The 25,975-nt window shown below is 41.1% G+C and carries 22 protein-coding genes; 15 read left to right on the forward strand and 7 right to left on the reverse strand.

What is annotated here, in order from left to right; genetic code table 11:
• Positions 1-8 precede the first annotated feature (8 nt).
• From GWK08_RS05725 to GWK08_RS05735, 3 genes are all read right to left on the reverse strand, one after another.
• Positions 9-1,811, reverse strand: a complete 1,803-nt coding sequence (locus GWK08_RS05725) for a GNAT family N-acyltransferase (protein ID WP_163605933.1) — start codon at positions 1,809-1,811, stop codon at positions 9-11.
• 125 nt (positions 1,812-1,936) lie between these two features.
• A complete protein-coding gene (locus GWK08_RS05730; protein WP_163605934.1) occupies positions 1,937-3,187 on the reverse strand; it encodes an aspartate kinase in 1,251 nt (416 codons plus the stop codon).
• Positions 3,188-3,273: 86 nt separating this feature from the next.
• A complete protein-coding gene (locus GWK08_RS05735) occupies positions 3,274-3,753 on the reverse strand; it encodes a GNAT family N-acetyltransferase (protein WP_163605935.1) in 480 nt (159 codons plus the stop codon).
• A 112-nt stretch (positions 3,754-3,865) separates the two neighbouring features.
• On the opposite strand from GWK08_RS05735, the gene fbp reads away from it, so the two are divergent.
• The 5 genes from fbp to GWK08_RS05760 are packed head-to-tail and all read left to right on the forward strand — an operon-like array spanning position 3,866 to position 8,141.
• Positions 3,866-4,873, forward strand: coding sequence for a class 1 fructose-bisphosphatase (fbp, locus tag GWK08_RS05740; RefSeq protein WP_163605936.1), 1,008 nt, complete (start codon positions 3,866-3,868; stop codon positions 4,871-4,873).
• 57 nt (positions 4,874-4,930) lie between these two features.
• Positions 4,931-5,284 carry a fructose 1,6-bisphosphatase gene (locus GWK08_RS05745; RefSeq protein ID WP_163605937.1) on the forward strand — a complete coding sequence of 118 codons (354 nt, stop codon included), beginning with the start codon at positions 4,931-4,933 and terminating at the stop codon, positions 5,282-5,284.
• A gap of 20 nt (positions 5,285-5,304) precedes the next feature.
• Positions 5,305-6,129, forward strand: coding sequence for a cell envelope biogenesis protein OmpA (locus GWK08_RS05750; protein ID WP_163605938.1), 825 nt, complete (start codon positions 5,305-5,307; stop codon positions 6,127-6,129).
• On the forward strand, positions 6,116-6,604 hold the full coding sequence (locus GWK08_RS05755) for a Rab family GTPase (protein WP_163605939.1): 489 nt from the start codon (positions 6,116-6,118) through the stop codon (positions 6,602-6,604). The genes GWK08_RS05750 and GWK08_RS05755 overlap by 14 nt, the downstream gene beginning before the upstream one ends.
• Position 6,605: 1 nt before the next feature.
• Positions 6,606-8,141, forward strand: coding sequence for an ATP-binding protein (locus GWK08_RS05760; RefSeq protein WP_163605940.1), 1,536 nt, complete (start codon positions 6,606-6,608; stop codon positions 8,139-8,141).
• A 31-nt stretch (positions 8,142-8,172) separates the two neighbouring features.
• Here the strand turns inward: GWK08_RS05760 and GWK08_RS05765 are convergent, their stop codons facing one another.
• The gene (locus GWK08_RS05765; RefSeq protein ID WP_163605941.1) at positions 8,173-8,604 is read right to left on the reverse strand and encodes a tellurite resistance TerB family protein; all 432 of its coding nucleotides are present in this window, start codon (positions 8,602-8,604) and stop codon (positions 8,173-8,175) included.
• Positions 8,605-8,759: 155 nt separating this feature from the next.
• On the opposite strand from GWK08_RS05765, the gene GWK08_RS05770 reads away from it, so the two are divergent.
• The 3 genes from GWK08_RS05770 to GWK08_RS05780 all read left to right on the forward strand — a co-directional run bounded on the left by GWK08_RS05770 (position 8,760) and on the right by GWK08_RS05780 (position 14,122).
• Positions 8,760-9,917, forward strand: coding sequence for an aminotransferase class V-fold PLP-dependent enzyme (locus GWK08_RS05770; RefSeq protein ID WP_163605942.1), 1,158 nt, complete (start codon positions 8,760-8,762; stop codon positions 9,915-9,917).
• Between the two features lie 53 nt (positions 9,918-9,970).
• On the forward strand, positions 9,971-13,336 hold the full coding sequence (gene mfd / locus GWK08_RS05775) for a transcription-repair coupling factor (RefSeq protein ID WP_163605943.1): 3,366 nt from the start codon (positions 9,971-9,973) through the stop codon (positions 13,334-13,336).
• A 72-nt stretch (positions 13,337-13,408) separates the two neighbouring features.
• The gene (locus tag GWK08_RS05780; RefSeq protein WP_163605944.1) at positions 13,409-14,122 is read left to right on the forward strand and encodes a class I SAM-dependent methyltransferase; all 714 of its coding nucleotides are present in this window, start codon (positions 13,409-13,411) and stop codon (positions 14,120-14,122) included.
• Here GWK08_RS05780 and GWK08_RS05785 read toward each other — a convergent pair.
• The 3 genes from GWK08_RS05785 to GWK08_RS05795 form a co-directional block, all read right to left on the reverse strand.
• The gene (locus GWK08_RS05785) at positions 14,119-14,778 is read right to left on the reverse strand and encodes an aspartate kinase (RefSeq protein ID WP_163605945.1); all 660 of its coding nucleotides are present in this window, start codon (positions 14,776-14,778) and stop codon (positions 14,119-14,121) included. The two genes, GWK08_RS05780 and GWK08_RS05785, sit on opposite strands and share 4 nt — an antisense overlap.
• Before the next feature lie 73 nt (positions 14,779-14,851).
• On the reverse strand, positions 14,852-15,211 hold the full coding sequence (locus tag GWK08_RS05790; RefSeq protein WP_163605946.1) for a YraN family protein: 360 nt from the start codon (positions 15,209-15,211) through the stop codon (positions 14,852-14,854).
• A 3-nt stretch (positions 15,212-15,214) separates the two neighbouring features.
• Complete coding sequence (locus GWK08_RS05795) at positions 15,215-16,114, reverse strand: S66 peptidase family protein (protein WP_163605947.1); 900 nt, start codon at positions 16,112-16,114, stop codon at positions 15,215-15,217.
• A gap of 122 nt (positions 16,115-16,236) precedes the next feature.
• Here GWK08_RS05795 and GWK08_RS05800 point away from each other — a divergent pair, with 122 nt between their 5' ends.
• The 7 genes from GWK08_RS05800 to GWK08_RS05830 all read left to right on the forward strand — a co-directional run bounded on the left by GWK08_RS05800 (position 16,237) and on the right by GWK08_RS05830 (position 25,848).
• Entirely contained in the window at positions 16,237-17,697 is a 1,461-nt protein-coding gene (locus tag GWK08_RS05800; RefSeq protein WP_163605948.1) for a DUF1800 domain-containing protein, read from the forward strand.
• 8 nt (positions 17,698-17,705) lie between these two features.
• The gene (locus GWK08_RS05805; RefSeq protein ID WP_163605949.1) at positions 17,706-19,319 is read left to right on the forward strand and encodes a DUF1501 domain-containing protein; all 1,614 of its coding nucleotides are present in this window, start codon (positions 17,706-17,708) and stop codon (positions 19,317-19,319) included.
• A 108-nt stretch (positions 19,320-19,427) separates the two neighbouring features.
• Complete coding sequence (gene metG, locus GWK08_RS05810; RefSeq protein WP_163605950.1) at positions 19,428-21,488, forward strand: methionine--tRNA ligase; 2,061 nt, start codon at positions 19,428-19,430, stop codon at positions 21,486-21,488.
• A gap of 234 nt (positions 21,489-21,722) precedes the next feature.
• Positions 21,723-22,034 carry a GIY-YIG nuclease family protein gene (locus GWK08_RS05815; RefSeq protein WP_163605951.1) on the forward strand — a complete coding sequence of 104 codons (312 nt, stop codon included), beginning with the start codon at positions 21,723-21,725 and terminating at the stop codon, positions 22,032-22,034.
• Between the two features lie 169 nt (positions 22,035-22,203).
• The gene (locus tag GWK08_RS05820; RefSeq protein WP_163605952.1) at positions 22,204-23,106 is read left to right on the forward strand and encodes a histone deacetylase family protein; all 903 of its coding nucleotides are present in this window, start codon (positions 22,204-22,206) and stop codon (positions 23,104-23,106) included.
• Positions 23,107-23,170: 64 nt separating this feature from the next.
• On the forward strand, positions 23,171-24,022 hold the full coding sequence (locus GWK08_RS05825; RefSeq protein ID WP_163605953.1) for a phosphatase PAP2 family protein: 852 nt from the start codon (positions 23,171-23,173) through the stop codon (positions 24,020-24,022).
• Positions 24,023-24,180: 158 nt separating this feature from the next.
• On the forward strand, positions 24,181-25,848 hold the full coding sequence (locus GWK08_RS05830; RefSeq protein WP_163605954.1) for a helix-turn-helix domain-containing protein: 1,668 nt from the start codon (positions 24,181-24,183) through the stop codon (positions 25,846-25,848).
• Positions 25,849-25,975: the final 127 nt, after the last annotated feature.

Raw genomic sequence — 25,975 nt, forward strand, 5'->3', positions numbered from 1 at the left:
AAAAATCTCTAACTGTTTTCAGTAAACTTTCGTTCCAACTCTGCCTGAAATTCCTCCATTACCGGTTTTACGGTACTCTCGGGAAGATCGGCAATCCTGATATACATTAATCCGTCTACCGCATTGTTAAACAGGGGGTCTACGTTAAAAGCAATTACTTTGGCGTTTTGTTTGATGTACTTTTTAATAAGTACCGGTAATCGCAGGTTACCCGGTTCTACCTCATCAATAAGCTTGTCGAACTTATTCAGATCGGCTTCGGTTTCATCAAAAATAAAATCCTTATCGGCATCGTTCAGTTTAACTTTAAATTCCTTCTTGGGCTTGATGTACTGAGCTATGTACGGATCGTAATAATTAGATTTCATAAACTCGATCATCAGCGATTTCGAAAAATTAGAAAACTGGTTACTGATACTCACGCCCCCGATCAGGTATTTGTGTTCCGGGAATCTCAGGGTGGTGTGAACGATTCCTTTCCACAGTAAGAACAATGGCATGGGTTTTTGCTGATACTCCTTAACGATAAAGGCCCTTCCCATTTCTATGGATTTACTCATCATCTGATAGAGTTCGGGCTCAAACCTAAAGAGGTCCTGCAGATAAAAACCGTCTATCCCGTATTCTGAAAATATCTTGGATCCCAGCCCCATTCTGTAGGCTCCTGCTATTCTTTTGGTATTATCATCCCATAAAAACATATGGTAATAATAATTATCAAACTTGTCGAGGTCTATAGGCTGGTTGGTTCCCTCTCCTACTTCCCTGAAGGTAATCTCCCTGAGTCTTCCTATCTCCTGTAAAATATTGATTATATGGTCTGCCGGAGCGAGGAATACTTCGTAATTCTTACTTTGAAGCAAGCGAAAATCCTTTTCCCTCAGGATATTGATCTCCGATTCCATCAATTCCGTCTTTACAGGCGTAATGATCTGTTTAGGTGATTTCGGGATCTTTAATGTGGATGGTACCTTTTTAAGGATGCTTTCTTTTTCATAGGGATTGGAAAGCATATAGGTTTTCTTCCTCAGGAACTCGGTAAACTCGTCCAGGCTTTCATATTCATTCTGAGAAGCTACAGATATCGGCTTTCCGATCCTAACCTTGATGATCCTGTTTTTCTGTGTAAGCAATTCCGAAGGTAGCTTGGCCGTTCTCAGCGTATCGCTCATTTTCGACAGCCTGTAGAACAATCTGCTGTTCTTGGCGTGAAAATAAATCGGAACCACAGGTACCCCAGCCTTCTTGACCAGTTTCATGGCAGCTTCCTCCCAGGGCTTATCAACAATAAGTTTTCCGTCTTTATAGGTAGACACTTCCCCGGCAGGGAAAATACCCAGCGGATGCCCCTCTCTAAGGTGGCGGATAGACTGCATAAAACCGGAAATACTGTTTTTCGCCTCTTTGTGATCCTCAAAAGGATTAACCGGCATGATGTAAGGAACCAGGGGTTCTATACGGTGAAGCAGGAAATTTGCAATGATCTTATAATCAGGTCGCCTGTCCAACAGCAATTTAAGCAGCAGGATCCCGTCTATCCCTCCCAAAGGGTGATTGGAGATCGTTATATATGCTCCGTCTTTCGGTAAACGTCTCAGGTCTTCTTCGGGGATCTCAAATTTGATCTGGAATTCATCCAGAATTGCATTCAGGAATTCTGTATTACTTAGATGTTTATTTCTGTTGTAAATTCTGTTAAGTGCCGATATCTTAAGTACTTTCATGAGTATCCAACCCAGAAAAGTCCCTAAAAATCCGTACCTGTCTACTTTTATAGCTGTGGCAACTTCTTTCGCTGTTACTAGTCCCATTCATTGGTTTGTTAGGAGAAATACAAATGTACATAAATTCGATACAGTTTTTCTACCTGAATCAACGGCAAAAAAGCAACTCGTATTCACTTAAGTAAATATAGTACAAAAAAGAATTATTTTTCCTATTTAACTACCAATTGAACGGTATCCTGTAAATATTGTTTTAATAAAATTTCCTTATCTCCTTCTATGGTCTGAATGGCATCGGTGGTAGCATGCCTGATCGTAAATAAGGACACATCCTCATAATACTCTACCTTGAACTTGGCTTTGAGTACCGAAAGAAGCTTATCCAGGTTGTTGAATTTGTTATCGGCACATACCGAAAAACTAATAGCGGAGTTCTGGATAACATCTACCTTCATCCTGTGTTGATGCAGAAGCCTGAAGATCTCGCTGATATTGTCTTCTACAATAAAAGAAAAGTCTAAAGAGGAAAGAGAGATCAGCACCTGGTTCTTCTTTACGATAAAACAGGGCACCAGGGGTTCCAGTTTCTTCCCCTTGCTTACACTGGTTCCATTTTCCTTGGGATTGGCAAAAGATTTAACAAATAAAGGGATCTCTTTTCTCTGAAGTGGCTGAAGAGTTTTAGGGTGAATTACGGAAGCTCCGTAAAATGCCAGCTCTATGGCTTCGGCATAGGAGATCTGATGCAATAATTGAGTATCGCTAAAATAACGGGGGTCTGCGTTTAGAACACCGGGCACATCCTTCCAGATGGTCACACTCTCGGCATTGAGGCAATAGGCAAAAATAGCTGCCGTATAATCCGATCCTTCCCGCCCAAGAGTTGTGGTAAAGTTATTCGGGTCACTGGAAATAAAGCCTTGAGTAATATTTAAAAGCGATTTATTGATACACTCGTTAATGTTCTGCTGGGTCATTTCCCAGTTTACATTTCCATCCCTGTAATTCGCATCGGTCTTTATCAGGTTTCGCACGTCAACCCAGGTATTCTTTATTCCGATATCCTGCAGGTACTGACTGATAATGGTGGTGGAGACCAGCTCTCCGAAACTCACTACCTGATCGTAAACGAAATTGTAATTAGGCGATTTGTTCCTTCCCAGAAAGGAGGTGAGTTCTGCAAACAGTCCGTCCACCTTCCAGAAAACAGGGTGGTTCTCATTCTCAAAAAGATCGAGAAGGATAGTATTGTGAAATTTCTTGAGTTCCTGTATGCTGCTTTGCAGTTCCTTCTGATTGTCAAAATAATTTCGCACTATGGTTTCCAGGGCATTGGTAGACTTTCCCATTGCAGAAACCACTAATAGTGTATTGTCATAGCCTGCGGCCGTGAGTACTTTTACTACATTTTTTACACCTTCCGCATCCTTGACCGATGCTCCTCCAAACTTAAAAATTCTCAATTTTAATACTTTATATTGTTCCTAAATTCTTCTTTACTAAACGCTTTCTTTATAAATAAATGATAATCCTTCTCTTTTTTTAAGGATCAGAGCTTGGAAATATAGTTTGCTATCCCCTCTTCGGTAAGCTGTACCACATCCCAATCTCTCAATACATTGGCCCCGTTCTTTTCGTAAAATTTGATAGCAGGTTCGTTCCAGTCCAGGACCGCCCATTCTATACGTTTTACCCCCTGCTCATGTCCGTATTTGATAACTTCTTCAAATAAGGCACTTCCAAGGCCGGTTCCTCTCATCGATTCGGTTACGATCAGATCTTCCAGATGGATGGTCTTTCCCTTCCAGGTAGAGTAACGAGGATATATCAGAGCCATCCCTTTTATCTCCGTGCCTACCTCGGCCACAAAGCAGTGAAAGGCAGGAGAATCTCCAAAGCCATCCTTTTGCAGATCTTCTACTGTTACCTCTACGGCATTATCTTCTTTTTCAAACGAAGCCAGTTCTCTGATCAGCTCCAGAACCTGGCTCATATCTTCTTTCCGGGCTGTTCTGATTGTATATTCCATTTTGTTTCAAATAAAACACAAAGTTATAAATGTAAAAATTAATAATTGAACGAAATCGTTTTAGTTTCACATTTTTGACGATATTTGTGTGCAAAATCACAACAAAAGTCGCATGTCAAGAAAGAACCAAACGCTCGGTGAATTTATCATAGAAAATCAGACCGAATTCAAATATTCTTCAGGTGAACTCTCAAAACTTATCAACGCCATCAGGCTGGCTGCTAAGGTAGTAAATCATGAAGTAAATAAGGCAGGTCTCGTAGATATCATCGGAGCAGCAGGAGAGACTAATGTTCAGGGAGAGGATCAGCAGAAGCTGGATGTAATGGCTAATGAAAAGTTCATTCAGACCCTTACGAAGAGAGAAATTGTTTGTGGAATTGCCTCGGAAGAAGAAGACGATTTTATCAGCATTAACAGCCAGGATGAAAATCACCAGAATAAATATGTGGTACTTATAGATCCGCTGGACGGTTCGTCCAACATTGATGTAAACGTATCTGTGGGGACCATTTTTTCCATTTACAGAAGGGTAACTCCGGTAGGGACCCCGGTAACGCTTCAGGATTTTCTTCAACCCGGAAGAAATCAGGTAGCAGCCGGTTATGTGATCTACGGAACTTCTACCATGCTGGTGTATACCACCGGGCATGGCGTTAACGGTTTTACACTCAACCCTGCCATCGGGACTTTCTATTTATCCCATCCCAATATGGAATTCCCCGAAACAGGGAAGATCTATTCCATAAACGAAGGGAACTATATACACTTTCCGCAAGGGGTGAAAGATTATATCAAGTACTGTCAGATGGAAGAGCAAGACAGGCCCTATACTTCCAGATATATCGGTTCTCTGGTATCTGATTTTCACAGGAATATGATAAAAGGCGGTATTTATATCTATCCTAAGAGTAGTGTGGCTTCCGACGGGAAACTGCGCCTTCTTTACGAATGCAACCCTATGGCATTCCTGGCAGAACAGGCCAACGGAAAGGCCAGTGACGGCTTCGGAAGGATCATGGATATTGAGCCTACAGAGCTTCATCAACGGGTACCTTTTTTCTGCGGAAGCCGCCTGATGGTTGAGAAAGCCGAGGAGTTTATGCAGAAAACCCTGTAGAAAACCGCCGAAATTTTAGTATTTTTATCCACAAAATATTAGAATTGAGCTGTTTTCATGAAAAAAGAAGCAAAAACTGACAATAATACACCTCAAAATGATGCCTCCTCTAAAATAGAGGTCATCAAAAACCTCATCTTTGGGGAAAATATTGAGGCCTATAATTCGGAATTCGACAATCTCAAGAACGATATCCTTAAGAAGAAGAAAGAGTTGGAGTCTCTGGTGGAAGAAGTGAAAAGCGACTTAAATCAGACACTGGATAATCTCAGTACCGACATCAATATCCGGATCACCGAACTGGAAAACTCTCTTGAAGAAAAAGCCGACAACCTCGACGCTGCAAAAGTAGATAAGGAAACCCTGGGTAAACTTTTGGTAGACCTCGGCGAGAAGATCCGAAATAAATAATCATTTCCAAACTTCAGGGGATGAATGAAGATGATAAATTAAATATTCTAAAGGATATACTGCTTACAGACGACCGTGAGTATGCGGAGTCTATCAGCAGGAAGATCAGGATATTGGAGGAGATCATCGAACAAAGGGAGAAACTCTCCACAAAGGTAGATCCCATTATTGACGAAAGACTGTCAGAATACACCAAGAGCATCCCCGATACCCTGGGACCGACCATCACCAAAACCCTGAAAAAAGAGATCAAGAATTCCAAAGATCAGGTGGTCGAGGCGCTCTACCCTATTATGGGTAAGATGATCAAAAAATACATCGCCCAGGAAATAAAACTCCTTACCGAACGCATCAACAAACAGCTGGAAAACAGTTTCTCTCCCAGAAGCTGGAAAAGACGTTTTAAAGCCTGGTTCGGAGGGGTAAAAGAAGAAGAGCTTATCCTTAGCGAATTATCTTCGGCCCGCATCGAACAGGTTTTGCTTATAGAAAAGGATTCCGGAATTCTTCTCGGAAGTTATTCCAACACCGAAACCATCGATAAGGATATGATCTCCGGGATGCTGACCGCCATTAAAAACTTTGTGGAAGATGCTTTCAATCAGGGCGGTCAGAATCTTGAACTTATAGAATACGAACTGTATAATATCCATATTCAGAGTTTTGTTTCCTACTATATTGCGGTAGTAGTCTCGGGAAATTACAGTACACATTTTAAAAATCAACTTCAAGACACTATATTTAACTTCTCTGATAATTTCCTTTCGTTGCCTTCCAGAGAGAGTTTCGATACGGAAACTATTGAAAAAGAATTAACCTATTATTTTAAAAATGACATTGTCTAAAAAAGTGGTTATCCTGGGGCACTTCGGTGTAGGCAAAACTTCCCTTATCCGAAGGTTTGTAGAGAATAGTTTTTCCGAAAACTACCAGGTATCTATCGGGGTGCATATTATGAAAAAGGAGGTGGAGGTTCCCGAATCCGAAAATGTTACCCTTATTCTCTGGGATCTGGAAGGAACAGACGATATAGAAAAAGTAAGACAATCATATTTACTGGGGACCCATGGTCTGATCTATGTATTTGATGTGACCCGGCCTACTACTTTTCAGAATATCAACAGTGATATTGAGGCACTTTCGGCCAAACTTCCCGGTGTTCCCCTTCAACTCATCGGAAATAAAATCGACTTGGTCGATTTAAATGAATTAAAGAAACTCCTGAAAGAGAACAAAATAAAGTATGATTACCTTTCCAGTGCCAAGACGGGAGCCCAGGTAAATGAGCTTTTTACCGACCTGGCCAAAGCCCTGAGTTAATATGCTTGAAAATTATAAAAAACAGTATCTCAACAGCAAAGTTCAGTTTATCCTGACCGATCCGGGCGGGCGTATTTTGGAAAGCGATCAAATGCTCTTCAAAGTATCGCCGGGAGAAGCTGTATTCGATCTGCACCCGTTTTTCCTGTGCCTGATAGATTACCTGGAGAATCCTTCTTCAGGCCTCACATATACCTGTGTGCACCTGGAATTCGGGAAGAAGAAACTTATCTGCGATATAGATATTCACCTTTCCGAGGATCAAAAGCAGCTAGTGATCGTTATTCACGACCTCTCCGATCATTATCTGTCCTATCAGACCCTGGCACAGGCACGGAATGAGTCTATCATTAAATCGGAACTGGTAACCCTGAAGAATATTGAACTGGAGGAAAGGGAGAAATTCAAGAACAATTTTATCGTGAATTTTTCTCATGAGTTACGCACTCCCTTAACCAATATTATTTCCTTTGCCAATCTTCTGGGCAAAACCAGCCTTACCAATGAACAGATCCAGTATATTAAGCTCATACAGGATTCCAACTCCAATCTAAAACTCATGCTGGAAGATATCCTGAATATAAACAGGATCGCTTCTGGCAAGCTGAACCTTCAGAAAAAATTATTCAACCTCTACGATCTGCTGGAAGTCCTTCGTCTGACCTATGGCCATAAAGCAGCCAATAAAGGCCTGGATTTTGTACTGGAACTCGATGAAAATATTCCGGAATTTGTAGAAGGCGACAGGCTCAGGATCAACCAGGTATTGATCAACCTCCTGGAAAATGCCATAAAATACACCCAAAAGGGAAGCATCCATTTTAAGGTAAAGCTGAATCAGAAAAGGGCATTTAAAGCTAATATCCATTTTGAGGTTTCCGACAGCGGGATAGGGATCCCGGAAGATCAGCTGGACACCATCTTTGAAAGCTTTACGCAGCTCAACCCCAAAGGAAGTGCTGCCGGAACCGGCCTGGGGCTTACCATCGTAAAAGGTTTGCTGACTTTGATGGGAAGTGAGATAAAAGTAAAGAACAACAAAGAGAAGGGAACCACTTTCTATTTCGATATCAACCTGAAGTACCCGATAAAATCGCTTGAAAAATCATTAAAAACCAATAAAAAGATCACCGAAAAAGGGCCTACGATCATTCCCGGCGATAAAAAATTCAGGTTACTGCTGGTAGAAGATGATGAGAACAACCAGATGATCCTCTTTAAGACCCTGGTAGAAACACATCACTTTTACATAGATCTAATAAATGATGGTGAAAAAGTACTGGAAGAGGTGGTCGAAAATGAATTCGATATTATTTTAATGGATATCAATCTCCCCAATATCCAGGGGCATATGATCGCTAAAATGATACGGGAATTACCGTTTAAGGAGCTGAGGAAAATACCTATTATAGGAATTACAGCCAATGCCTTCCCGGAAGACATCAAAGCGTATAAAAAGGCGGGAATGAATGATGTTATTTTAAAGCCCTTCGATGAAAAGGCATTGCTCAATACGATCTACAAAAGATTAAAATAAAAAACCCTGACGATAGATGTCAGGGCTTATTTTATCTGTTCATAAATCTTATCTCTTCTTTAAAGTCGTTGCTGTCGATACCGTTATGAACCAGCTCCAACGCTTTAGCTACCACATATTTCACATTTCCGGGAGTAAAGCCAAGACCTACTGCAAGTCTTTCCAGCAAAGCCTGCTGGCGCTTACCCAAATGATGATCTGCATACACCATTCTTGCCAGGTCGTACAAACGCTCCAATCTCGCGTTGTAAAAAGTAGGAGGGTTAATAGGGTATTTTAAAGGATCTTTTAAAATATCCTTGTACTCCTCATCAGAAATATCAAGATTGGAAGCCAATCTGTCTAAAAAAGCTTTTTCTTCTTCGGTAATAATATTATCCGATAAAGCTACACGAACAATCGCTGCAAAATGACTGCGATTTTTTTCTCTAAAACCACTGGAATATAAATCTGAAATTGACATCTATTAAATTTTGATGGGCAAAGATAAATATTCTCACAAGCTTATAAAATCAATTTTATTTCTTTTTTACTACCAAATGTTACATTCGCTCTTTTTCCGCTCTCTTTTCATTCCTGTTTCTTAACTTCGTCACACAATAACACTCATTTTTTGCAATGGATCATCAGAAAGATTTTTTCAGCATCCCCGATCATATTACTTATCTGAACGGCGCTTATATGTCGCCTTCCTTAAAAACAGTAGAAGAAGCGGGTATCAGGGGTCTCAAACGCAAGAGCCTTCCTTTTGAAATTACCGATATCGATTTTTTTAAGGAGCGTACCCTCTTAAAGCAGGCCTTTGCAAAGCTGATACATGCCGATGATCACGAGTTTACTGCCATTATCCCTTCGGTTTCCTATGGTATAGCCAATGCAGCCAATAATATCGATTTTAAAGAAGGTGATGAGATCCTGGTGGTACAGGAACAATTTCCCAGTAATATTTACAACTGGCAGCATATTGCAGAAGAAAAGAAACTAACGATCAAAACGGTTAATCCGCCTGAAACTTTTCAGGACAGGGGCCGGTTGTGGAATCGTTATCTGCTCGAAGCTATCGGGCCGAAAACAAAGGTAGTTACTCTCCCCCAGGTGCACTGGGCAGACGGGACTGTCTTCGACCTGAAAGCAATACGGAAAAAAAGCAGGGAATTCGATGCCTTGCTTATCATAGACGGGACCCAAAGTGTAGGAGCCTTTCCGTTCTCCATTAAGGAGATCGATCCGGACGCTCTTGTTTGCGGAGGTTACAAATGGTTGCTGGGCCCATATTCTCTTGGGATGGCGTATTACGGATCTTATTTCCACAACGGAAATCCGATAGAGCACAACTGGATGAACCGCAAAGACAGTGAGGATTTTTCCAGGCTGGTCAACTACAATGATGAGTACCAGCCTAAAGCCGGGCGTTTTTCGGTGGGAGAATCCAGTAATTTTGCGCTTACTCCTATGCTTATAAAAGCTATCGAACAACTTATCGAGTGGAAGCCTGAGAACATTCAGGAATACGGTCGCTCCATTTCCGGAGAGGCTGTTGCTGCCTTAAGGGAGCTCGGGTGTTTTATTGAAGAAGACAATAGTCGGGCGCACCATCTTTTTGGGGTATTCCCTCCGGAAGGACTGGATATTAATAAGCTGAAAGCTGCATTTAAAGAAGAAAATATTTTTGTTTCCTACAGGGGAGATGCTATCAGGATCTCTTTGCATTTATACAATACCGCAGAAGATCTCAACAAACTGGTACGTATTCTTAAAAACACCTTAGGAAGCTAATTTATATTGATTTATAAAAAGCAAGGGATTACCTTTGCACCAAAATTTTTCTAGTGAGTACATCCGTCATCTCGCAACTTTTCGCACAGTCTTTGCAAATGCAAAAACTAGGGGAAGCTATTTGCCGTTCCCAAAGTAAAACTCATGTAAAGGGCCTTCACGGGTCTTCACTTTCCTTCACTATTGCAGAGATCTTTAAGAAGGCAGAACTCCCTTTTCTCTGTATTCTGAACGATAAGGAAGAAGCCGCTTATTATCTTAATGACCTGGAACAGTTAGTGGGAGAAAAGAACGTCTTGTTCTATCCCGGAAGTTACAGAAGGCCGTATCAGATAGAAGAGACCGATAATGCCAATGTATTACTAAGGGCAGAAGTCCTGAACCGGATCAACTCCAGAAAAAAACCGGGCATTATCGTCAGTTATCCCGATGCTCTTTTCGAAAAAGTGGTAACGCGGAGAGAACTGGAAAAGAATACCCTGAAAATTTCCCTTAACGATACTCTATCCCTCGATTTTGTCAATGAAGTGCTCTTTGAGTACAAATTCAAAAGAGTGGATTTTGTTAGTGAACCGGGGGAGTTTTCGGTACGCGGAGGTATTGTGGATGTATTTTCTTTTTCCAATGACGAACCCTACAGGATAGAGTTTTTCGGAGACGAGGTAGACAGCATCAGGACCTTTGATGTGGAGACGCAGCTTTCTACGGATAAGATCAAAAAAATATCGATCATTCCGAATGTGGAAAATAAATTCCTGGAGGAAAGACGGGAGAGTTTCCTGAAATATATCGCTTCAAAAACGGTGGTGATCGCCAAAAATCCGGAATTCCTCTTCGGAAGGATAGATCTGCTGTTCGGAAAAGCGGAAGAAGCTTTTAAAGAGCTTTCAAAAGATGTAAAGCACGGTACGCCCGAGGAACTCTTTTGCAGTTCGGCGGGTATTAAAGAACAACTGGAGAAGCTTACTGTCATGGAAATGGGAGCTCAACCCGTTTTCGCCCAGAGCGCAGATACTTTTTCCTTTGCTACCAAACCTCAGCCTTCATTTAACAAGCAGTTCGATCTTCTTATCGAAAATCTGAACAAGAACCATGCAGAAGGAATAACCAATTATTTGTGTTGCGCCAGTGAACAGCAGGCAAAGCGGTTCAATGATATTTTTGAGGAAATGGAACAGGAAGTTCATTATAAAACCCTGGTGTTTCCAATGTTTCAGGGCTTTGTCGATCCTGACCTGAAAATAGCCTGTTATACGGATCATCAGGTATTTGAGCGTTATCACAAGTTCCATTTAAAGAACGGCTATGCCAAGAAGCAGGCCATTACCCTAAAAGAACTCACCAACCTGAGTGTAGGCGATTATGTAACCCATATAGATCACGGGATCGGGAAATTCGGAGGCTTGCAAAAGATAGAAGTCGAAGGAAAAATGCAGGAAGCCATTAAACTGGTGTACGGAGATCGCGATATTCTTTATGTAAGCATACATTCCCTCCACAAGATCTCAAAATATAACGGTAAGGACGGAAAGGCACCCAAAATATACAAACTGGGAAGCAATGCCTGGAAAGCCCTTAAACAAAAGACCAAAAAGAGGGTTAAAGAGATTGCCTTCAGCCTGATAGAACTCTACGCCAAAAGAAAAACCAAAAAAGGTTTTCAATATGCTCCGGACAGTTATTTGCAGCATGAACTCGAAGCCTCTTTCCTTTATGAAGACACTCCCGATCAGAGTAAATCGACTGCCGATGTAAAAGCCGATATGGAAAGTGAACGTCCTATGGACCGCCTGGTTTGCGGGGACGTAGGTTTCGGAAAGACAGAAGTGGCCATCCGCGCAGCATTTAAAGCTGTTGACAACGGGAAACAGGTAGCCATCCTGGTACCTACCACCATCCTGGCTTTTCAGCACTACAAGACCTTTAGTGAGCGGCTTAAGAATTTCCCCTTAAAAGTAGAATATCTTAATCGCTTCAGAACGGCTAAAGAACGAAGGTTAACTATCGAAGGACTTGCCAGCGGAGAAGTAGATATCGTCATCGGTACGCACCAGCTTACCAATGCCAGCATAAAGTTTAAAGACCTGGGGCTTCTGATCGTTGATGAAGAACAGAAATTCGGAGTAGCCGTAAAAGAAAAATTAAAGACCCTGAAGGAGAATGTGAATGTTCTGACCCTCACCGCCACTCCTATTCCGCGTACTTTACAATTCAGCCTTATGGCAGCCAGGGATCTCTCGGTAATCACCACTCCTCCGCCAAACAGGTACCCTATAGATAGCCAGGTGATACAATTTAATGAGGAAACCATCAGAGATGCGGTTTCTTATGAGATACAAAGAGGTGGACAGGTATTCTTTATCCATAACAGGATAGAGAATATCAAGGAAGTTGCCGGAATGATCCAGCGCCTGGTTCCCGATGCCAAGATCGGGATCGGTCACGGGCAAATGGAAGGCAAGAAACTGGAGAAGCTTATGCTTTCCTTTATGGGAGGGGAATTTGATGTGCTGGTATCGACCACTATTGTCGAAAGCGGCCTGGATGTTCCTAATGCCAATACTATTTTTATCAATAACGCCAATAATTTTGGCCTTTCAGACCTTCATCAGATGAGGGGGCGCGTGGGTCGAAGTAATAAGAAGGCCTTCTGTTATTTTATCACTCCGCCCTATTCGGCCATGACCGAAGATGCGCGAAAACGTATCCAGGCCCTGGAACAGTTTACCGAGCTGGGTAGTGGTTTTAATATTGCCATGAAGGATCTGGAGATCCGCGGAGCTGGAGACCTCCTCGGGGGTGAACAAAGCGGTTTTATCAATGAAATTGGTTTTGACACTTATCAGAAAATATTGACGGAGGCCATAGAAGAACTGAAAGAGAACGAATTCAAGGAACTCTATCAACAGGATGAAGAGAAGAAAGAATATCTGAAAGACACCCAGATAGATACCGACTTCGAGTTGTTGTTCCCGGATGATTACGTAAACAATATTACCGAACGTCTCAATCTTTACAATCAACTCAGTAGCGTAAAAACCGAAGAGGAACTTCTGGAGTTCGAAAAGAACCTGATAGATCGTTTCGGGCCACTGCCACCTCAGGTAAAAGATCTTCTGAACAGCGTACGTATAAAATGGATCGCTATCCAGATAGGGCTGGAAAAAGTAGTGATGAAAAAGAACAAACTCATCGGTTATTTTATATCCGATCAGCAAAGCAGTTTTTATCAGAGCAGCAGCTTTAGCCGTATCCTGAAATTTGTTCAGACATATCCCAGACTATGCAAGATGAAAGAAAAGGAAACCCGTAACGGACTCCGTTTGTTGCTGGTGTTTGAAAATATGTCTTCTGTACAGCAGGCACTCAAAGCATTGCAGCCTTTATCCTTAAAGGAAGAATCGGTAGCTCATTTTTAACAAACATTTAATTATCAGATAGTTAGCAATTTGAGGAATTTGAATTAACTTAAAGGATTCAATTGCTATCAGATGGAGGAAAAAATTTATACGGAGGCTTTCGTATCGAACCTGTTCGATAATATGAGCATGTCCTATGTCGGTATGAATACCTTCACTTCTTTTGGTTTTTATCCACTCTGGCGAAGGCTGGCCATCAAAAAAATACAGTTAAAGGAAGGCGATATGGTTACCGATCTGCTAACCGGTGTCGGAGAATGCTGGCCTTCTATCTTAAAACACATCGGGAATTCCGGAAGGCTTACGGCTCTCGATTTTTCAAAAGGGATGATCGCCAAAGCAAAAAAGAGAAAGCAAGACTACCCCTATTACGATATTCATATCCTGGAAGAAAGTGTTTTTGAGAATTCCATCCCCGATGCATCCCAGGACGCAGTGATATGTGCCTATGGCCTGAAGACATTTCAGTTAAGCCAGATAGATGATTTTTCAGGAGAAATTGCCAGGATCCTGAAGCCCGGAGGGCAGTTCAGCCTGGTTGATGTTTCCCTCCCCAGGATCGGATGGCTCCGAAAGGCATATCTCTTCTATATCTCAAAAGTGATCCCTTTTCTCGGGCGTATCCTTGCCAATGAGAAAGAAAGTTATAAGATGCTGGGGGTATATTCCCGCAACTTCTCAGATACCGATACCCTTCTTCCCCTGTTTACCGCAAAAGGCCTGGAAGTTAACAGCTGCAATTATTTCTTTGGATGTGCAATGGGCCTCTACGGCCACAAGCCTTAAAGAGATTTCAGGTCCTTTATTACTTTAAAGGCCTTGTCTATCTGATCTTCTCCAACAAGAATTGTAAACTCATAGGTAGTGGAGATCACCTCAAAAATATTTACACCCTCCCACGACAAACGCTGGAAAATAAAATAATAGATCCCCGGGATGGTTACATTCTCTTTGGGAAGTTTTACCGTAATGGAAGACACATTTTCAATCTTTTCTATCATTCGTTCCTTGCGGAATACTTCCTCTACGTCCTTGGCAATGTTGTTACTTACCACTATGGTTGTTTCATTAACTCCTCTTGAAGAAGTATAGAACGCATTCTTATTATCTTCTATCTTGGTAATAAGCAATGCCATATTCTGAAGAATAGTGTCTGATACTTTAAAAGTATAATCGTTCAGGGAAGAACGCACTGTAATTTCTCCAATATTTTTCAGGGTCTTAACGATCTTGTGCGTAGCTCTGAATTCCAATTCGTCGGAAAGACGTTTTAAGGCCATAACTACAGCCCCGTTCCTGACTTCTTTTCCTAATTGGTCTTCAATTTCCGGTTTGATGATCCGAGACAGGGATGTAAGGTTAATAATTCCCTGAGCTAAAGCGCTTTGAAGGAAAGGCTTGGATTTAATGTACCCTTCAACAACAGAAGAAATAGTTTTCATATGTAACAGAAAGTTGAATTGAGGGTGCAAAAATAAACAAATTGTGATGTTTGACACACGTTTTAAGATTTTTTTAATAGAAATAGAAAGCATTTTCTATTAAATCGATAGAATATGTGTTACTTTTCTTAACAACCGATATAATATCGAACCTAACCTCCACATCCAGTTTGTTTTCCACCACATATTGGTTTGCAGCTTTGACCAGCAAGGCGATCTTTTTCTTGCTTACGGAGTCCTCAGGTCTTCCGAAATCTATCCCGCTTCTCGCCTTTACCTCAACAACTGATAATATCCCGCCTTTTTTAGCAATAATATCGATCTCCGCCTTTTCAAAACGGTAATTCCTGCATACGATCTCATAACCTTTCCGGCTTAAATAGTCGCAAGCCAGCTCTTCTCCCTTTCTTCCTAATTCGTTATGAGATGCCATTTTTTAAATTCTAAGATTCAATAGCGTCCCGGACGTATTCACGTCCAGTTCCGCTTCCCTGCCAAGAATAAGGGCCCTGTTGCCCTTTACATGTCCGGAAGGAAAATTAAAAGCAACCGGAAAATCATAAGAGGAAACTATATCCAGGATAATTTCCTTTGCGTTTTTCCCGAAGGGGATGGTATTATCATGCATATCGGTCATCCCGCCTATGACCAATCCTTTCAGTTCTTCAAAATATCCGTTGCGTTTTAAATTCATCAGCATCCGGTCTATGTGATAGAGATATTCGTCAAGGTCCTCCAGAAAGAGGATCTTTCCTTTGGTATCTATAGAAGTAGGAGATCCCAAAAGGCTGTATAGTACGGACAGGTTACCACCCACCAGTTCTCCCCTGGCCTTTCCTATTCTGTTGTACTTGCTGTTTTTTACTTCGTATTTAAGCTTCTTCCCGAAAAGAGCTCTTTTTAATGAACGCAGGGCTTTGGGTTTTAGGTTCGGAACGTCGATAGGCATGGTAGCATGCAGGCTTTGAACTCTCAGGCGATTAATATGGGAATGAAGGACGGTAATATCCGAATACCCGACGATCCATTTCGGATGTTCTATAAACCCGCTAAAATCCAATCCATCCAGGATACGAACCGTTCCATACCCTCCTTTTGCACACCAGATAGCCTTTACTTCCGGATCATCCAGAGCTTCCTGAAAGTCTTTGATACGTTCTTCATCCGTACCTCCGTATTGGTCATTCTCCAGGTCTATGGTATTCCCTATCTTTACCCGGAGGCCCCATTTTTTTAAAAGTTCAACCGCGGGTTGAATGCTTTCTATCGAAATTTTCCTTGCTGTTGCCGTAATCCAAATCAGATCTCCCTCTCGTAAATATATAGGTTCTTTCATTTATTAGATTATATCATTGTAAGATACTATTTTAAAGGAAAAAGCATCTCAATTAAATTGAGAATTGTTTTAATTAATTAATTTTTAGTACATTAGAAACTTAATTAACGTGCCCAAATCTTATGGAAATCTTTTCAGACTGCAATACTGCAAGCCTTAACCCCTATGTGCCTACAGCCGAAAATCCGTGGGACGCATCCAAGATCAATCACCTATATCGTCGTATGGGTTTTAGCGCTTCTGCTCAAACCGTAAATACCGCTCAACATCAAAATCCGTCAAATTTAGTCGATTCTTTAATCGATCAGGCGCTTAATATACCGTTGCTTACCGCTCCGGCCTGGGCTCAGTGGAACGATTCCAATTACAGTGGGGATGATGACCAGGTGAGGGATACAAAAAATACACAGGTAGAGGAATGGGCGTTGACAGTTACCAGGGGGATGATCACCAATAATCTGAGAGACCGCCTGAGTTTTTTCTGGAGTAATCATTTTGTAACAGAATACAGGGAATACCAATGTCCCGCTTATCTATATCAGTACTATGAAGTCCTTCAGCAGTATGCTCTGGGGAATTTTCGGGAATTTACCCGGGAAGTCGGCCTTACTCCCGCCATGTTGATGTACCTGGACGGAGGAAGGAACCGAAGAGGGGCTCCAAATGAAAATTACGCCAGAGAGCTGTATGAGCTGTTTACCATGGGTGAAGGGAACGGATATACGGAACAGGATATCCTGGAAACTGCCAGGGCTTTAACAGGTTATACCGACAGACCGGTAGATTGCGGAACCATTTCTTTCGACACCTCCACTTTCGATCCCGGTTCCAAGACTATTTTCGGAAGGGCCGGTAACTGGGGATATGATGATGTTATTGATATTTTATTTGACGCTCATCCACGTCTGATCGGAACCTTTATCTGTACCCGCCTGTACAACTTCTTTGTAAGTCCCGTAACTAACGAACAGATCGTAGATCAGTTGGTAGATACTTTTGTGAACAACGATTTTGAAATAGCCCCCGTGCTTCGACAACTGTTTAAAAGCGAGCATTTCTTTAACGAAGAGACCATCGGGGTTGTCATAAAAAGTCATTTCGACTTTTTTATCAACTTTATCAATGAAACCGGTTTAAGTTATACGGACGACACCCTCTCCTGGATGCTTAATTCCTGCAGACTGGCAGGTCAGCAATTATTTTCTCCGGTAGATGTTGCCGGGTGGCAACGGAACCGAAGCTGGATAAATTCGAATTCCCTTATCCTCCGGTGGAATATGCTGGACACTCTGGTTACAAGGGCCTGGGAAGCTAATCAGGAGCAATTCAGGGATTTCGCCCTTGCTGTTGCCGGAGACACCAACGATTTTGAATTTGTCGTAAGGAGTATTTGCGGAAAGCTAATGGCCAAAGAGCTGTTTTCGGAAGCTGAAATGCAAGTGGCTTGTGATGCCTTTAAAGGAGCAATGACCGATGACCATATGACAAACGGTGCCTGGAACCTGTACAACGAACACGTACCTCTACAGGTATTTCAATTATTGATCCATCTAATACGCCAACCTGAACTTCAACTTAAATAACCTACACCATGTGCCAACATCATTCACCACAAAATAACAAAGACCTTTCACACGACGAAGAACACAAAATATGGAGTAGACGCTCCTTCCTGCAGGCACTCGGAATTGCAGGAACAGGAACCATGATGCTCGGAACCAATTCTATTTCTGCTTCTTCCGTTTCTCCTCTCACCATGGCCCTCAGCCAGGCAGAAACCGATAATATTCTGGTATTGGTGAGATTAGTGGGTGGTAATGACGGACTTAATACCATCATTCCCTTCTATGACTATGACAACTACGTAAACGCAAGACCTACCATTCACATTCCTCAGGACAGCCTGATCTGTCTTACCCAGGATTTTGCGATACCAAATTATATGGAGCCCCTTCAAGCAATGTTTGGAGAGGGTAAAATGAGAGCCATCCACGGTGTTGGCTATGACGATCCTAACCTTTCCCATTTTACCTCTTCAGACATTTGGGCAACGGCCGAAGACGAAGACCGTATCCGTAACGGCTGGCTTGGACGTTATTATGAACATTTATATCCGGATTATTTTATCAATCCTCCGGAAAATCCTGCCGCGGTACAGATCGGTAATTTTGCCAATCTTGTATTTGAAGGCTACGACAAGAATTACGCTTTTGTGCTCTCCGGAACCAATCAGTTACAGGATGTAGCCGAAAACGGTACCATGCACGATATGCTTAACCTCCCGGATTGTACTTACGGAGATCAGCTGGAGTATATGAGAGGTTCTATAAATACGACCTATACCTATGCCGAAAAGATCCATGCTGCCTATGGCCGCGCCAGTAATGCCGTTGCCTATCAGGATACCGGTATTGCCAGGCAGCTGGCTACCGTAGCAAGACTTATAAAAGGGAACCTGGGAACCAAAGTATACATGGTAAGCCTGGGTGGTTTTGACACCCATTCCGGGCAACCCGAAAGGCATTCAAAATTAATGTCAGAACTATCAGATGCCATGGCCAGGTTCTATGAGGATCTGGACGCCGGAGATATGTCGAAATACGTATTGGGAATGACTTTTTCCGAGTTTGGACGAAGAGTCTTTGAGAATGGATCCGAAGGTACCGATCACGGTGCCGCCGCTCCGATACTGATGTTCGGACCGGGTCTTAACGGAAATGAATTTATCGGGGAACATCCCAGTTTAAGTGCTACAGACAGAGGAAATCTTGTATCTTCCATAGATTTCCGGGATGTCTACGCCACCGTTATGGCAAAATGGCTTTGCATTGATGAAACTGTCGTTAGCGAAGCCCTTCTCGACAAACCATACGAGGCTCTGGAGCTCGGGTTTGATTGTAACGGAAGCTCCACTCCGAATCCCACCGAACAGTCTATCGGTGCTTATATGAGGCATCGCCCCTATTATCCGGCAGAGAATACACCTTATATTTATTTTGAGCTACCTGTTACCGCTCATGTAGATATTCAATTGTACAATATGATCGGACAGCGCGTTGCATCCATTGCCAATGAGATGATGTTTTCGGGATCTCATAAGATCAACATAAAAGAAAAAATAAATACCAGACTGCATACCGGACAATACATTTACAGTATCAGTATTCAGGATAAGAAATTTAGTAAATCCGTAGTAATTAGATAAGGTTTTTCCGGTTTACTAAAGGGGCCTCCTTTTTAAGGAGGCTTTTCTTTTCATATCACCTTCTTTCTTCTTTCAAATTCTTTATTTTTGTGGCTTTAATCTCAGAAGATGTCACAAAACTCAGAAAGATATACGATTACCGCAGCTTTACCTTATACAAACGGCCCTATTCACATAGGCCACCTGGCAGGGGTTTATGTTCCTGCGGATATTTATTCACGTTATTTGCGTTTAACAGGAAATGATGTTGCTTTTATTTGCGGAAGCGATGAGCACGGGGTAGCCATTCCGATGAAAGCTAAAAAGGAAGGCGTTTCCCCCAAAGAGCTTATCGATAAATACCATGCAATTATCAAGCAGTCCTTTCAGGATTTTGGGATCTCTTTTGACAATTATTCGAGGACCTCAGCACCTGTTCATCATAAAACAGCTTCCGATTTTTTTAAGAAGCTCTACGAAGACGGGAAATTTGTTGAGGAAGTTACCGAGCAATTATATGACAGCGAAGCAGGGCAGTTCCTGGCCGACAGATTCGTTACCGGAACCTGTCCGAAATGTGGAAATGAAGAAGCCTATGGCGATCAGTGTGAGAACTGCGGAAGTTCACTAAACGCTACCGATCTTATTAATCCTAAATCGGTTTTAAGCGGTTCCAAACCCGATCTGAAGCAAACCAAACACTGGTTCCTGCCATTGGATCAATACAACGATTTTCTGGAAGAGTGGATATTAAAAGGGCATAAATACGATTGGAAACCCAATGTGTACGGACAGGTAAGCAGCTGGGTAAAGGAAGGTCTGAAGCCTCGCGCAGTAACCCGCGATCTTGATTGGGGTATTCCGGTACCCGTGGAAGGTGCCGAAGGAAAAGTACTTTATGTATGGTTTGATGCTCCTATCGGATATATTTCTTCTACCAAAGAATGGGCAGAGCGCGAAGGAAAAGACTGGGAGCCTTACTGGAAAGATAAAAACACCAAGTTGCTTCATTTTATCGGAAAAGACAATATCGTTTTTCACTGTATTATCTTCCCGAGTATGTTAAAAGCTCACGGCGATTATGTTCTTCCTGAAAATGTTCCCGCCAACGAGTTCTTAAACCTGGAAGGCAACAAGCTTTCCACTTCTAAAAACTGGGCAGTATGGCTTCATGAGTACCTGGAAGACTTTCCGGGCAAACAGGATGTATTGCGCTATGCATTAACAGCCAATGCCCCTGAAACCAAAGACAACGACTTTACCTGGAAGGATTTCCAGGCACGAAATAACAACGAATTGGTAGCCATTTTCGGAAATTTTATCAATCGCGTAGTGGTACTGACCAATAAATATTATCAGGGGATCGTTCCGGAGCCCGGAGCTTATTCGGATGCGGATAAAGAAACCCTGGAAGAACTGAAAAACTATCCTGAAAAGATCGCGTCTTCCTTAGACAGATACCGTTTCAGGGAAGGTTCTCAGGAATTGATGAACCTTGCAAGGCTTGGGAACAAATACCTGGCCGACGAAGAGCCCTGGAAACTGATCAAGGAAGATGAAGAGAGAGTAAAGACCATTATGTATGTGGCCCTCCAAATTGCAGCCGGTCTTGCAGTGCTTAGTGAGCCTTTCCTTCCTTTTACATCCGAAAAACTAAAAGGAATACTCGATCTTCAGAATACAAAATGGACAGATATCGCATCTAAGTATGATGGTTTAATCTCAGCTGCTCATCAGATCGGGAAAAGCGAACTGCTATTTTCTAAAATAGAAGATGCAGATATCCAGAAACAACTGGATAAACTGGAAGCGACCAAAAAGAGTAATGAAGCCGAAAATAAAGAGGTAGAACCTCAGAAAGACACCATCACTTATGAGGATTTTACCAGAATGGATATGAGGGTAGGAACCATTATTGAGGCCGAAAAAATGCCAAAGGCAAAAAAATTACTTGTTCTTAAAGTAGATACGGGTATTGACACCAGAACCATTGTTTCGGGAATTTCGGAGAGTTTTAAGCCGGAAGAAATCATAGGTAAACGCGTTACTGTTCTTGTAAATCTCGCTCCCAGAAAACTCAGGGGTGTGGAAAGTGAAGGAATGATCCTGATGACGGAGAACAAGGAAGGTAAGATCGTATTTTTAAACCCCGATGAAGAAGGGGTAAACGACGGGGAAACGATTAATTAAATCCTGAACCCAGGCACTTAATCTTCGCTAACCTTAATTGAGATTTACGGGTAAATGAATCCTTCCGCTTTTTCTTGAAAAGAAAAACTATAAAATTCCCCTCCTTTTCCTTCGACTGCGCTCAGGATGACAGGAGGGGTGTATACAATCCGGCATCCGATAATTCTCATAATGTTGCATTTTTAGATAGTGTTGCATAAATGTCACACCGAGCGCAGTCGAGGTGTATGTATTATGAAATTCTACTATGTATACATATTGAGGTGTTCTGATAATTCGCTATATACAGGTATTACCAGTAATATTGAAAAGAGGTTCAGTGAACATCAGGAAGGAAAATTAAAAAATGCTTATACTTTTTCCAGACGCCCTCTTAAGCTGGAGTTTTATCAGGAGTTCATGGAACCCGAACAAGCTATTTATTTCGAAAAGAAAATAAAGAAATGGAGCAAGGAAAAAAAGGAAGCACTCATTAGAAAAGATTTTGATATGCTTCAAATTTTATCGGAATGCAGAAATGCAACACATTTTAAATATAAATCTTGATCGTATCTCGACTGCGCTCGATATGACAGAAGCTCGACTGCGCTCGATATGACAGAAGCTCGACTGCGCTCGATATGACAAAGGCTCTATAATACTTCATCAAAACTTATTATTTCCTGTAGTTATTGGTCTTTAATATGATAAAATTTTAAGCTATTTTCGCTATACTATGCTCAAAATCGCCTATCATCCGATCTATAAGCATCATTTACCGGACGGACATCGTTTTCCGATGCTGAAATACGATCTCATTCCGAGGCAGCTTATTCATGAAGGAACCTGTACCGAACAGAACTTCTTTGAACCGAACTTTCCGGATCAGGAGCATATTCTCCGTGTGCATACCAAAGAATATTACAAGGATCTCCTGGAGCAAACCTTAGATCCAAGGGCAGCGCGGAAAATAGGTTTTCCATTATCCAGAGAATTGGTAGACCGCGAACTGCTGATTACCGACGGAACCATCAAAGCTTGCGAATTTGCACTGGAAAACGGTATTGCCATGAACATTGCAGGAGGTACACATCATGCCTATACAGGCCATGGTGAAGCTTTTTGCCTGCTGAATGATCAGGCTGTTAGTGCACGTTATCTTCAGCATAAAAAACTGGCTAAAAAGATCCTGATCGTAGATCTGGATGTACATCAGGGAAATGGTACGGCCGAGATATTTCAGGGAGATGAAAGTGTCTTTACTTTTTCCATGCACGGAAAGAATAATTACCCCTTTAAAAAAGAAAAAAGCGATCTGGATATCGAATTAAAAGATCATACGGGTGATAAGGAGTATCTTGATATTTTAAACAAGACTTTACCCGGGCTTATCGAGTCGCAAAAACCCGATTTTATCTTCTACCTGTCCGGGGTTGATATTATTGCAAGTGACAAACTCGGAAAATTAGGTTTGAGTGTTGAGGGTTGTAAAAAAAGAGATGAGATCGTACTGGAAAATTGCCATCGCTATCAGATCCCGGTAGAATGTAGCATGGGAGGCGGATACTCTCCCGATATCAAAACTATTGTTGAAGCACACGCAAATACCTATCGCTTGGCCCAGTCCATCTATTTCTGAGAATTTTAATGTATTTTTAACCTCAATTCCCGTTGGGATTAACTCTCAAAAAAATCAAGTTGTAATGAAGACAAAACTTAGCCTGTTCTTTCTGTTATTTTCACTTATAGCTGCTCACGGGCAGACGCAAACTTCTTTAAACATCTCAAAAGAGCGAAATACATGGCAGACGTTTACCTACGACATGGGAAATGTCTTTAAAAGTGTAGGGCATTCCTATAGCAGGCCTGTTCACTGGAAAGGAGAGCAATGGCTTAATTTTGCAGGGGTTGCAGCAGGTACTGCCACCCTCTTTTTCGTAGATGATGAGTTTAACGACTGGGTTGACGGATTCAGGGAAGATGTTCCCAGCGGACTCGTAGAATTCGGGAACAGATACGGAAGCCCTGAAAACAACTATGCGTTAACAGGGGCCGTATATCTGACAGGTTTATTTACTAAAAACGAAAAATTAAGAAGGACCGGGGTCCTCCTTATAGCTTCTGCAACTGCAGGTGGTTTTTTACAACAGGTAAGTAAGCGTATTATCGGAAGAGCACGTCCCAAAAGCGGGGAGTCCTCCGATGTCTTTGATCCTTTTCACCTGCAACGGGTACGCAATTTCGATTCCTTCCCATCCGGACATGCTATCCTGGCATTTACAAATGCCTATGCTATCGCCAAGCAATTTAAGAGTCCGTGGGTCAAGGCAGGGATCTATACCGTGGGTCTTATCCCCGGTTTTGCAAGGATCGTAGACGAATTCCACTGGATCTCCGATGTAGCTTTTGGTACCGTACTGAGTATCTTTATCGTAGAATCTATCGATCGCTATCTGGATTCCAAATACGATCAGAAGTACAACGATGGTGAAAAGAAAGTGAGCTGGGACCTTAATTTCGCACCTGGTCAGATTGGAGTACGGGTAACGTTTTAAGGGTCAGATCGGACAGATTTTTTTCAATTGACAAGGAAGTTATTTCCATTTATTTACGATAATTAACTACTTATTCACTAGATTATTAATATATTGTATTCATATAAATTTCCTGTATCGTTAAGATGAAACTCCTTCGCATATTATTGATCTCATGTATGTTTTCTTTTTCATCGACATCCTCTGCTCAACAAAGGATACAGGATTCCATATCAGATTTAAGCTATCAGGAGTTAGCCAATCATTTTTACGGAAATGAAGATAATAAAGAAGTTGCTATCGTTTATGCCAAGGAATATTTGAATAGAGCAAAAAGAGATAATGATGTTATTAGGATTGCTGACGGCTATTTTTTTATATCCTATATCTCAGACGAAAGCATTGCCATTAAATATGCTGATAGTATTATACTTAAAACTCAAGGAAAAGTACCCAACAATAAATTCTATCCCTTGCAAGGGCATTTTATAAAGGCTGATATACTATATGAGCAAAGGCGATTCAAAGAATCACTTGATCATTATGTAGAAGCTTTCAAACTAGCAGAACAAAATGAAGATATAGAAACAAAATTCCTCGTAGAACATCGAATAGGATTAATTAAAAGCAGACTAGGGTATAATGAAGAAGCTCTTCAAATTTTCAAAAACTATGTAAAGTTCAATGTCGAGAATGATTATCCTGAAATTTACAATTCCAATTACCTGATAGCCCTTTTCGCCTTATCAGATTCTTATAGAAGAAATAAGAAAATAGATTCCTCTACCTATATTAATAAAATAGGTTATAAAGAGTCGATTTTATCCAATGATGTTCTTATGAATCATTATTTCAAGTTTAATGAAGGAGTAAATGAATTCCATAGAGCAAATTATTTGGCATCTATTGACAGTATTAATAAAGCTATTCCAATTATAAGAGAAAACAAGGATAAACCAAATCTTGCTGAATCCTTCTTTTATCTTGGCAAGTCCCATATGAAGCTTCAAAACAAGGAATTGGCTATGTCCTATTTTAGAAAAGTAGATTCCATTTTTATCGATATCGGCGATATTCATCCGGATTTAAGAGAATCCTATGAAATACTAATCAACCAATACAGAAATGAAGGAGATCTGGAGAAGCAATTGATATATATTGAGCGTTTAATTAAAGTAGACAGTATTCTTAATGATAATTACAAATATTTATATGATAAATTAAATAAAGGTTACGATACCCCCAGTTTGTTATCGGAAAAAGAACAGTTGATCCATTCTTTAACAAACAGGAATGAATCTGCCCAAAGAATAATCATGATCCTATTTTCAATATCCTTTCTATTTGCACTTTTAGTATTCCTTTATTTTAAGAGAAACAGACAATACAAAAAGAAGTTTGAGCTTTTAATTAAAGAATTAAATGTGGAAACCAAGTCAAGATCAATTGAAAATATGGAAAAGACTGATAAAGACATGGGGCTTCCAACAGAAATACTACAGACCATTCTAAAGGGACTAAACCATTTTGAAAACAACCATGACTATATTGACAATACTGTTACATTAAACGGTTTGGCCAAGACTATTGGTTCTAACAGTGCTTACGTTTCTAAAGTGATCAATACGGTTAAGCAAAAAAATTTCTCTTCATATCTGAATGATTTGAGAGTTACTTTTGCAACCAAAAAGTTACAAACAGATAAAACTTATCGAAAATTTACTATAAAAGCTATAGCACTCGAAGCAGGGTTTAAAAGTCCGGAATCTTTCTCCAAGGCTTTTTTCAAAAAAAATGGTATTTATCCTTCTTTTTATATCAAACATCTTGAAAAAAACGACATATAAGCCTCTTTTGCAGCTAGTGATCATAAAAAAGGTCTTCGTTTATAAATAAAGACATACATCTAACATATAATTTGTAGAATATCAAATAATTAAATTATTTAGAGTTCTAATCATCAAAAAATTATGT

Origin of the sequence: Leptobacterium flavescens (assembly GCF_010671605.1) — a bacterium.
Lineage (GTDB): Bacteria > Bacteroidota > Bacteroidia > Flavobacteriales > Flavobacteriaceae > Leptobacterium > Leptobacterium flavescens.

Bases quoted from the DNA above. Each gene is read 5' to 3' on its own strand.
- GWK08_RS05790 (WP_163605946.1), bottom strand. From the start codon at position 15,211: ATGGCATCTCATAACGAATTAGGAAGAAAGGGAGAAGAGCTGGCTTGC.
- GWK08_RS05745 (WP_163605937.1), top strand. From the start codon at position 4,931: ATGAAAAAAGAAGCAAAAACTGACAATAATACACCTCAAAATGATGCC.
- GWK08_RS05770 (WP_163605942.1), top strand. From the start codon at position 8,760: ATGGATCATCAGAAAGATTTTTTCAGCATCCCCGATCATATTACTTAT.
- GWK08_RS05785 (WP_163605945.1), bottom strand. From the start codon at position 14,778: ATGAAAACTATTTCTTCTGTTGTTGAAGGGTACATTAAATCCAAGCCT.
- GWK08_RS05760 (WP_163605940.1), top strand. From the start codon at position 6,606: ATGCTTGAAAATTATAAAAAACAGTATCTCAACAGCAAAGTTCAGTTT.
- GWK08_RS05725 (WP_163605933.1), bottom strand. From the start codon at position 1,811: ATGGGACTAGTAACAGCGAAAGAAGTTGCCACAGCTATAAAAGTAGAC.
- GWK08_RS05780 (WP_163605944.1), top strand. From the start codon at position 13,409: ATGGAGGAAAAAATTTATACGGAGGCTTTCGTATCGAACCTGTTCGAT.
- fbp (WP_163605936.1), top strand. From the start codon at position 3,866: ATGTCAAGAAAGAACCAAACGCTCGGTGAATTTATCATAGAAAATCAG.
- GWK08_RS05750 (WP_163605938.1), top strand. From the start codon at position 5,305: ATGAATGAAGATGATAAATTAAATATTCTAAAGGATATACTGCTTACA.
- GWK08_RS05830 (WP_163605954.1), top strand. From the start codon at position 24,181: ATGTTTTCTTTTTCATCGACATCCTCTGCTCAACAAAGGATACAGGAT.
- GWK08_RS05800 (WP_163605948.1), top strand. From the start codon at position 16,237: ATGGAAATCTTTTCAGACTGCAATACTGCAAGCCTTAACCCCTATGTG.
- GWK08_RS05795 (WP_163605947.1), bottom strand. From the start codon at position 16,114: ATGAAAGAACCTATATATTTACGAGAGGGAGATCTGATTTGGATTACG.
- GWK08_RS05815 (WP_163605951.1), top strand. From the start codon at position 21,723: ATGAAATTCTACTATGTATACATATTGAGGTGTTCTGATAATTCGCTA.
- metG (WP_163605950.1), top strand. From the start codon at position 19,428: ATGTCACAAAACTCAGAAAGATATACGATTACCGCAGCTTTACCTTAT.
- GWK08_RS05820 (WP_163605952.1), top strand. From the start codon at position 22,204: ATGCTCAAAATCGCCTATCATCCGATCTATAAGCATCATTTACCGGAC.
- GWK08_RS05825 (WP_163605953.1), top strand. From the start codon at position 23,171: ATGAAGACAAAACTTAGCCTGTTCTTTCTGTTATTTTCACTTATAGCT.
- GWK08_RS05765 (WP_163605941.1), bottom strand. From the start codon at position 8,604: ATGTCAATTTCAGATTTATATTCCAGTGGTTTTAGAGAAAAAAATCGC.
- GWK08_RS05755 (WP_163605939.1), top strand. From the start codon at position 6,116: ATGACATTGTCTAAAAAAGTGGTTATCCTGGGGCACTTCGGTGTAGGC.
- GWK08_RS05805 (WP_163605949.1), top strand. From the start codon at position 17,706: ATGTGCCAACATCATTCACCACAAAATAACAAAGACCTTTCACACGAC.
- GWK08_RS05735 (WP_163605935.1), bottom strand. From the start codon at position 3,753: ATGGAATATACAATCAGAACAGCCCGGAAAGAAGATATGAGCCAGGTT.